At 61.1% G+C, this 7,389-nt stretch carries 14 protein-coding genes; 2 read left to right on the forward strand and 12 right to left on the reverse strand.

Annotation, left to right across the window (positions count from 1 at the left end; genetic code table 11):
* From rplN to rpmC, 3 genes are all read right to left on the reverse strand, one after another.
* A partial coding sequence (gene rplN, locus JNN06_RS08210) for a 50S ribosomal protein L14 (protein ID WP_291239106.1) occupies window positions 1-336 on the reverse strand: 336 nt, incomplete at its 3' end.
* Between the two features lie 87 nt (window positions 337-423).
* Entirely contained in the window at window positions 424-657 is a 234-nt protein-coding gene (gene rpsQ / locus JNN06_RS08215; RefSeq protein WP_137110191.1) for a 30S ribosomal protein S17, read from the reverse strand.
* Between the two features lie 11 nt (window positions 658-668).
* Complete coding sequence (gene rpmC / locus JNN06_RS08220; RefSeq protein ID WP_291239107.1) at window positions 669-869, reverse strand: 50S ribosomal protein L29; 201 nt, start codon at window positions 867-869, stop codon at window positions 669-671.
* A 223-nt stretch (window positions 870-1,092) separates the two neighbouring features.
* Here rpmC and JNN06_RS08225 point away from each other — a divergent pair, with 223 nt between their 5' ends.
* Complete coding sequence (locus JNN06_RS08225; protein WP_291239108.1) at window positions 1,093-1,545, forward strand: hypothetical protein; 453 nt, start codon at window positions 1,093-1,095, stop codon at window positions 1,543-1,545.
* 76 nt (window positions 1,546-1,621) lie between these two features.
* On the opposite strand, the gene rplP is transcribed toward JNN06_RS08225, so the two are convergent.
* Genes rplP through rplB form a run of 5 tightly spaced genes read right to left on the reverse strand, consistent with a single transcriptional unit; the run spans window position 1,622 to window position 4,265 of the window.
* Complete coding sequence (gene rplP, locus JNN06_RS08230) at window positions 1,622-2,035, reverse strand: 50S ribosomal protein L16 (RefSeq protein ID WP_291239109.1); 414 nt, start codon at window positions 2,033-2,035, stop codon at window positions 1,622-1,624.
* Between the two features lie 14 nt (window positions 2,036-2,049).
* Window positions 2,050-2,760 (reverse strand): 30S ribosomal protein S3, encoded by a 711-nt coding sequence (gene rpsC / locus JNN06_RS08235; protein ID WP_291239110.1) that lies wholly within the window; start codon window positions 2,758-2,760, stop codon window positions 2,050-2,052.
* Window positions 2,760-3,140 carry a 50S ribosomal protein L22 gene (rplV, locus tag JNN06_RS08240; RefSeq protein WP_291239111.1) on the reverse strand — a complete coding sequence of 127 codons (381 nt, stop codon included), beginning with the start codon at window positions 3,138-3,140 and terminating at the stop codon, window positions 2,760-2,762. The genes rpsC and rplV overlap by 1 nt, the downstream gene beginning before the upstream one ends.
* Before the next feature lie 3 nt (window positions 3,141-3,143).
* Window positions 3,144-3,422: a 30S ribosomal protein S19 gene (gene rpsS, locus JNN06_RS08245; RefSeq protein ID WP_291239112.1), complete on the reverse strand. Its 279-nt coding sequence runs from the start codon at window positions 3,420-3,422 to the stop codon at window positions 3,144-3,146.
* Between the two features lie 3 nt (window positions 3,423-3,425).
* Entirely contained in the window at window positions 3,426-4,265 is an 840-nt protein-coding gene (gene rplB, locus JNN06_RS08250; protein WP_291239113.1) for a 50S ribosomal protein L2, read from the reverse strand.
* Between the two features lie 285 nt (window positions 4,266-4,550).
* On the opposite strand from rplB, the gene JNN06_RS08255 reads away from it, so the two are divergent.
* Window positions 4,551-5,492 (forward strand): HNH endonuclease, encoded by a 942-nt coding sequence (locus JNN06_RS08255; protein ID WP_291239114.1) that lies wholly within the window; start codon window positions 4,551-4,553, stop codon window positions 5,490-5,492.
* A 62-nt stretch (window positions 5,493-5,554) separates the two neighbouring features.
* Here JNN06_RS08255 and JNN06_RS08260 read toward each other — a convergent pair whose 3' ends face one another.
* The 4 genes from JNN06_RS08260 to rpsJ form a co-directional block, all read right to left on the reverse strand.
* Window positions 5,555-5,854: a 50S ribosomal protein L23 gene (locus tag JNN06_RS08260; RefSeq protein ID WP_291239115.1), complete on the reverse strand. Its 300-nt coding sequence runs from the start codon at window positions 5,852-5,854 to the stop codon at window positions 5,555-5,557.
* Complete coding sequence (gene rplD, locus JNN06_RS08265) at window positions 5,851-6,471, reverse strand: 50S ribosomal protein L4 (protein ID WP_291239116.1); 621 nt, start codon at window positions 6,469-6,471, stop codon at window positions 5,851-5,853. Before rplD ends, JNN06_RS08260 begins: the two co-directional genes overlap by 4 nt.
* Complete coding sequence (gene rplC / locus JNN06_RS08270) at window positions 6,468-7,184, reverse strand: 50S ribosomal protein L3 (RefSeq protein WP_291239117.1); 717 nt, start codon at window positions 7,182-7,184, stop codon at window positions 6,468-6,470. Before rplC ends, rplD begins: the two co-directional genes overlap by 4 nt.
* A gap of 15 nt (window positions 7,185-7,199) precedes the next feature.
* Window positions 7,200-7,389 (reverse strand): 30S ribosomal protein S10 (gene rpsJ / locus JNN06_RS08275; RefSeq protein ID WP_291239118.1); only part of this gene is annotated, 190 nt, incomplete at its 5' end.

Consider the following 7,389-nt stretch of genomic DNA (forward strand, 5'->3'; position numbering starts at 1 on the left):
CATGAAGTTCTTCGCACGCAGCTCGCGCACGACCGGCCCGAAGATACGGGTGCCGACCGGTTCGCCCTGGTTGTTCAGGATGACGGCGGCGTTACGGTCGAAGCGGATCGAGGTGCCATCTTCACGACGGACTTCCTTGGCGGTGCGAACGACAACGGCCTTGCGGACGTCACCCTTCTTCACGCGACCCTTCGGAATCGCCTCCTTGACCGACACCACGATGATGTCGCCCACGGATGCGTAGCGGCGGTGCGAACCGCCCAGAACCTTGATGCACTGAACCCGGCGAGCGCCAGAGTTATCAGCAACATCCAGATTGGTCTGCATCTGGATCATTTGGTTTCTCCCGACCTTTGGAGCGGCTGATCAGCACCGCCCCAGGGTTTCGTTCAGATGAACTGAACGATGGAATCGGAGCCTTTCTCAGGCCTCGACCACCACCGTCCAGCGCTTGGTTTTCGAGATCGGTGCGCATTCTTCAATACGCACGGTATCGCCGACCTTGAACTTGTTCTCCGCGTCATGGGCGCGGTATTTCTTCGACTTGCGAACGGTCTTTTGCAGCAGCGGGTGCTTGAAGCGACGCTCGACGAGAACGGTGATGGTCTGCTCGTTCTTGTCCGAGGTGACCACACCTTGCAGGATACGCTTGGGCATGTGTCTTCTCCTCAGTTCGCAGCAGCAGCAGCTTGCTGGTTCAGAACCGTCATGATGCGGGCGACGTCACGACGGACGGCACGCATGCGGGCGGTGTTCTCAAGCTGGCCGGTCGCTTGCTGGAAGCGCAGGTTGAACGCTTCCTTTTTCAGCGCCAGCAGCTGCTCGCGCAGCTCGGCCGGCGATTTGGCCTTCAGTTCAGTGGCGGTCATGCGCCTTTTCCTTTTGACAATCGCCAGACGGCCCCGATGTTCAGGGTGACCGTTGATCTGGCGGATCAATGACAAACCGACGACTCCGAGTCGCCTCGGAGCCGCAGATGGGCCCGTGTATGCCTTGGGGCCAAGAATGGCAAGGGAAAGTTTGTCGCGCAGAGGATAGCGGCGCAGGGCGGGCTGGCCTAGCATCGGCCACACCACCACAAGAGGAGTCACCGTGAAACCCTTCCTGACCGCCGCCCTGGTGCTGGCCGCCTCCCCCACCCTTGCCGAAGACTGGACGATGCCCTGGCAGGAGGATGCCAGTTTCGCCGCCTATAGCACCACCGCCGAAAGCGTGACCGGCGATCTGTCGATCAGCGGCTCGGAGACCGAGAAGGTGCTGACCACCGCCGATGGCACCGAGATCGGGCTGAGCTTTGTCGAGGATCGCAGCTCGGGCTGGAACCTGAATGACAATGAGGTCTGGCCGGGTGGGGTGTTCGCCATCGACGAAGACCCCGGCGCGTTGGTGAACGGCAACACGCTGTGCGGGGCCGAGGCGGCGACCTATCTGGTCTTCACCCCGCTGGATGACACATTGCTGCAAATGGCGGTGTTCTCGGGCGAGGCACCGGAGAACATCGAAAGCCCCGGCCTCTGCGGCACCTACAATTACAGCATCGAATAAACGAAAAACCCCCGCCATCACTGGCGGGGGTTTTCCTTTGGCTCGAAGGGTGCGGGCCAGGCCCGCACTCCCCGGATTACCAGTCTTCGCGGACCACAACGCGGGTGGTCACCGGCAGCTTGTTCGCGCCAAGGCGCAGGGCCTCGCGGGCGATCGTTTCGGCAACGCCGTCGATCTCGAACATGATGCGGCCGGGCTTCACTTTGCACGCCCAGAAATCCACCGAACCCTTACCTTTACCCATACGGACTTCGGTCGGCTTCGAGGTGACCGGAACGTCCGGGAAAATCCGGATCCAGACGCGGCCTTGACGTTTCATGTGACGGGTGATCGCACGACGCGCGGCTTCGATCTGGCGCGCGGTCACACGCTCCGGCTCGGTAGCCTTCAGGGCGAACGTGCCGAAGTTCAGGGTGGAGCCACCCTTGGCTTCGCCGTGGATCCGGCCCTTGTGCTGTTTGCGGAACTTCGTCCGTTTCGGTTGCAGCATCTCTCTCTACTCCCTTACGCGCGCTCGCGCTCGCGGCGCTGCGGACGCGGAGACGGGGTCTCCTCCGACAGACGACGGTCATGCGCTTGCGGGTCGTGCTCGAGGATCTCGCCTTTGAAGATCCACACTTTCACACCGATGATCCCATAGGGGGTCATGGCTTCCGACAGGGCGTAGTCGATGTCAGCGCGCAGGGTGTGCAGCGGCACACGGCCTTCGCGATACCATTCGGTACGGGCGATCTCGGCGCCGCCCAGACGGCCGGAGACGTTCACACGGATGCCGAGGGCACCGATGCGCATCGCGTTCTGCACGCCACGCTTCATGGCGCGACGGAAGGACACGCGGCGCTCCATCTGCTGAGCGATCGACTCGGCGACGAGTTGAGCGTCCAGTTCCGGCTTGCGCACTTCGACGATGTTCAGGTGCAGCTCGGAGGCGGTGAATTTCGCGAGCTTCTTGCGAAGACCCTCGATGTCAGCGCCTTTCTTGCCGATGATCACGCCCGGACGTGCAGTGTGAATGGTCACACGGCACTTCTTGTGCGGACGCTCGATGATCACGCGGCTCACGCCAGCCTGCTTGCACTCTTCATGCACGAAGTCGCGGATCTTGAGATCCTCGAGCAACAGGTTGCCATAGTCTTTCGACTCGGCGAACCAGCGGCTGTCCCAGGTGCGGTTGACCTGGAGGCGCATCCCGATGGGGTTGACCTTCTGACCCATTACGCAGTCTCCCCTTGCTGACGCACCTTGATGGTGATTTCCGAGAACGGCTTCATGATCTTGCCGAACCGGCCACGCGCACGCGGACGACCGCGCTTCATCACCAGGTTCTTGCCGCACCAGGCTTCGGCAACCACCAGGGCGTCGACGTCGAGCCCGTGGTTGTTTTCAGCATTGGCGATGGCCGATTGCAGAACCTTCAGCACGTCCTGGGCGATACGCTTTTTCGAGAAGGTGAGATCGGCAATCGCCTTTTCCACCTTCTTGCCGCGGATCAGACCGGCGACCAGGTTGAGCTTCTGCGGCGAGGTGCGAAGCATGCGGCACTTGGCCATTGCTTCATTGTCCGCCACGCGGCGCGGATTCTTTTCCTTACCCATGGCTTACTTCCTCTTGGCTTTCTTGTCGGCGGCGTGACCATAATAGGTCCGGGTCGGCGAATATTCACCGAACTTCTGGCCGATCATCTCTTCGGTGACAGCAACCGGGATGTGCTTCTTGCCGTTGTAGACGGCGAAGGTCAGACCCACGAATTGCGGCAGGATGGTGGAGCGGCGCGACCAGATCTTGATCACTTCGCCCTTGCCCGACTCGCGCGCCTTGTCTGCTTTTTTCAGCACATAAGCGTCGACGAAGGGGCCTTTCCAGATAGAACGTGCCATGGATTAACGACCCTTCTTCTTCGCGTGGCGCGAACGGACAATGTACTTGTCGGTCTGCTTGTTCGAACGGGTGCGGTTGCCCTTGGTGCCTTTGCCCCACGGGGTGACCGGGTGACGGCCACCGGAGGTCCGGCCTTCACCACCACCATGCGGGTGGTCGATCGGGTTCATGGCAACACCGCGAACCGTCGGACGCACGCCCTTGTGGCGCATACGACCGGCTTTACCGAAGTTCTGGTTCGAGTTGTCGGGGTTCGACACGGCACCCACGGTGGCCATGCATTCCTGACGCACCATGCGCAGCTCGCCCGAGGAGAGGCGGATCTGGGCATAGCCACCGTCACGGCCGACGAACTGGGCATAGGTGCCAGCAGCGCGGGCCAGCTGGCCGCCCTTGCCGGGCTTCAGCTCGACGTTGTGAACGATCGTCCCGATCGGCATGCCCGAGAAGGGCATCGCGTTACCGGGCTTCACGTCGGTCTTGGCGCCGGCGATCACGCTATCGCCCACGGCCAGGCGCTGCGGCGCGAGGATATAGGCCAGCTCGCCATCGGCGTATTTCACAAGCGCGATAAAGGCGGTGCGGTTCGGATCGTATTCAATCCGCTCGACGACCGCCGCGATGTCGAACTTGCGACGCTTGAAATCCACAACGCGGTAGAGACGCTTCGCGCCACCGCCCTTGTGCCACATCGTGACGCGTCCGGTGTTGTTGCGGCCACCCGTCTTGGTCAAACCCTCGGTGAGGGCTTTGACCGGACGGCCTTTGAACAGCTCCGAACGGTCGATCAGAACCAGCCCACGCTGGCCAGGCGTCGTCGGCTTATACGACTTAAGTGCCATGCTTTCTGTCTTCCGTCTGCTTGCGCATAACGCCCCCCCTACCCTTGCGGATGTCGGGTCGCCTTCGCGCGGTTGTAGGGCTCCGAAGATCCCCGGTGAAGGTTCTCGCCCCCGGCCCGAAGGCAGCGGCAGAACAAAGGCAAAGCCCCGGAACGAATCCCGGGGCCAAACCGATGGGTCGCGATAGCAAGACTAGCCGATCCTGTCCAGCGGTTTGTTCCAACACGGGTTGTGTAGGCCCATACACCGTGATTCACTCCCGCAATGCGTGTGAAGGAGCAATGAATGGAATATCGGTATCACAAGATGGCCCGGAATGAAGGCGGCTGGCTTGGCCCTATGGCAGGTCGGTTGGGTAAATCTGCGGATTATGTAGGGGATAACGGCTTCGGCTACGAGGACTGGAATTTTGCCGATGACCTGTGGAGCGATGGCAAGCTGCACCTCTACCTCCAGCAACAGCCCGCAAGAGCAGACCGGGGCAAGACCTTCAACATCATTCTTGGCTATCATCAAAACCAGCAGCACTATGCTGTCGGCCTGTGCCTCAATGCAACCTACTCCATTGGCACTGCCGACCTACCCGAAGAAGCCAGACTGCGGCGCGCCCGGCAATTGCATGAACTGGACAAACAAGGCCAGCTTGACGGGCCGCTTAAATCACTCAGCGTAGAACAGAAAGCACAACAACTGTTTAACACTGGTGAGGTTTGCTGGGTCACATTGGAGCCTGACAACCTCATCAAACTTGAAGCGCCCATCCCCATTCCAGCGCACATCATCAGACCGAATGCGAACCGCTATCAACTGCAAAGACTGGATCAGGCTGAGTTCGACCAGATAGCCGCCTTGGCTGAAAGCTTGAAATCCATTCTTGATCCGGAACCCGTAAGCTTTCCTGAGGGCGCACTTGTGGCGCGCACACATTTGTCGCGGGAGCGCAATCAGGAGGTGGTGAGTATCGCCAAGACGCAGTTCCGGGCGCTGCATGGCAGCCTGCACTGCGAGGCCTGCAACTGGCCCAAAGGTAGCCCACTTGAGCATGTTGAGGACATGGCCGACACCATCGAGGCGCATCATGACATCCCCCTCAGCTCGGTCGATCACAGCGGCAAAACCAGCCCCGATGATCTGCGGATGCTTTGCCCGACCTGTCACCGGGCAATCCACCGCCTGCGCCCCTGGCTGAAAACCAGAGACTTCAAAGCGGCATACTTCCCCGACTAGCCCGCCCCAAAGCAAAACGCCCCCGCATCGCTGCGGGGGCGCCTTGAGATCGGACCCTGTGATTACAGGCCCGAAGCCACGTCGATCGACTGACCGGCTTCGAGGATCACATAGGCCTTTTTCTTGTCGCTGCGCTCGCCGGGGCGACCGCGGAAGCGCTTGACCTTGCCCTTCGCCACAACGGTGTTCACGGCTTTCACCTTCACACCAAAGACAGCCTCGACGGCCTCCTTGATCTGGGGTTTGGTCGCGTCCATCGCCACGATGAAGGTTGCCGCATTCGAGGTTTCGGCCGCGAGGGTCGTTTTCTCGGTGATGACGGGCTTCTTGATCAGGTCGTAATGTTCGGGCTTGACGGTCATTTCAGACGAGCCTCCAGAGCTTCGACACCTGCTTTGGTGATCACCAGCTGATCACGTTTCAGGATGTCATAGACGTTGGCACCGATCGACGGCAGCACATCGATGGTCTCGATGTTGCGGGCGGCCTGCACGAAATTCACGTTCAGGTCGGCGCCGTCGATGATCAGCACGCGCTTCCAGCCCAGCTCCTTGGCGGCTTTCGCCAGGAACGCGGTCTTGCCTTCGGCCATCGCCAGGTTCTCGACGATGATCAGCTCACCGGCCTTGGCCTTGGCGGACAGGGCGTGACGCAGACCCAGAGCGCGGAATTTCTTCGGCAGATCATGGGCATGCGAACGCGGCTGCGGGCCTTTGTAGACGCCACCGTGACGGAAGATCGGCGCCTTCTTGGACCCGTGACGTGCGCCACCGGTGCCTTTTTGGCGGTAGATCTTCTTGGTCGAGTAGGACACGTCCGACTTGCCGAGCGTCGAATGGGTGCCAGCCTGTGCTTTCGCACGCTGCCAGCGCACCACACGGTGCAGGATGTCGGCGCGCGGCTCGAGGCCGAACAGCGCTTCGTCGAGGTCGATGGAACCGGCTTTGCCGCCGTCCAGCTTGATCACATCAAGTTTCATGCTTCACCCCCTTCGACGGCGGCTTCGGCAGCAGGCGCAGCCGAACGGACCGCAGCCGGCAGCGGCAGACCGGCCGGAGCCGCTTTCTTGACCGCATCCTTGATGGTGACCCAGCCACCCTTGGAACCGGGCACGGCGCCCTTCACCAGGATCAGGCCACGGTCGGCATCGGTTTTCACGACTTGCAGGTTCTGCGTGGTGACACGCACGGCACCCAGATGGCCAGCCATCTTCTTGCCCTTGAACACCTTGCCAGGGTCCTGGCACTGGCCGGTCGAACCGTGCGAACGGTGCGAGATCGACACACCGTGCGAGGCGCGCAGACCACCGAAGTTGTGACGCTTCATCGCACCGGCAAAGCCTTTACCGATCGAGGTGCCGGCGATGTCGACGAACTGACCTGCGAGATAGTGGTCAGCGGTGATTTCCGCGCCCACATCAATCAGGTTGTCAGCCGACACGCGGAACTCGGCCACTTTGCGCTTCGGTGCCACATTCGCTTTCGCGAAGTGACCACGCTGTGCAGCGGTCGTGTTCTTGGCCTTGGCGGAACCGGCACCCAGCTGAACGGCGGTATAGCCGTCACGGTCAGCGGTGCGCTGAGCGACCACTTGCAGGGCGTCGAGTTGAAGAACGGTGACAGGAACCTGCTTGCCGTCTTCGAGGAACAGCCGGGTCATGCCCAGCTTCTTGGCGATAACACCAGAACGCATTGGTTTCGCCTCCCCTTACACTTTGATCTCGACATCCACGCCAGCGGCGAGGTCGAGCTTCATCAGCGCGTCCACGGTCTGGGGGGTCGGGTCAACGATGTCGAGAAGACGCTTGTGCGTGCGGATTTCCCACTGGTCGCGCGACTTCTTGTCGATGTGCGGACCACGGAGAACCGTGAATTTCTCGATCTTGTTGGGCAGCGGA

Source organism: Gemmobacter sp. (assembly GCF_016792925.1).
Classification (GTDB): Bacteria; Pseudomonadota; Alphaproteobacteria; order Rhodobacterales; family Rhodobacteraceae; genus Gemmobacter.

Coding starts and splice junctions, on each gene's coding strand:
- rplV (WP_291239111.1), bottom strand. CDS start 3,140: ATGGGTAAGGAAAAGAATCCGCGCCGCGTGGCGGACAATGAAGCAATG.
- JNN06_RS08255 (WP_291239114.1), top strand. CDS start 4,551: ATGGAATATCGGTATCACAAGATGGCCCGGAATGAAGGCGGCTGGCTT.
- rpsC (WP_291239110.1), bottom strand. CDS start 2,760: ATGGGTCAGAAGGTCAACCCCATCGGGATGCGCCTCCAGGTCAACCGC.
- rplP (WP_291239109.1), bottom strand. CDS start 2,035: ATGCTGCAACCGAAACGGACGAAGTTCCGCAAACAGCACAAGGGCCGG.
- rplB (WP_291239113.1), bottom strand. CDS start 4,265: ATGGCACTTAAGTCGTATAAGCCGACGACGCCTGGCCAGCGTGGGCTG.
- rpsS (WP_291239112.1), bottom strand. CDS start 3,422: ATGGCACGTTCTATCTGGAAAGGCCCCTTCGTCGACGCTTATGTGCTG.
- rplC (WP_291239117.1), bottom strand. CDS start 7,184: ATGCGTTCTGGTGTTATCGCCAAGAAGCTGGGCATGACCCGGCTGTTC.
- rplD (WP_291239116.1), bottom strand. CDS start 6,471: ATGAAACTTGATGTGATCAAGCTGGACGGCGGCAAAGCCGGTTCCATC.
- JNN06_RS08260 (WP_291239115.1), bottom strand. CDS start 5,854: ATGACCGTCAAGCCCGAACATTACGACCTGATCAAGAAGCCCGTCATC.
- rpsQ (WP_137110191.1), bottom strand. CDS start 657: ATGCCCAAGCGTATCCTGCAAGGTGTGGTCACCTCGGACAAGAACGAG.
- rpmC (WP_291239107.1), bottom strand. CDS start 869: ATGACCGCCACTGAACTGAAGGCCAAATCGCCGGCCGAGCTGCGCGAG.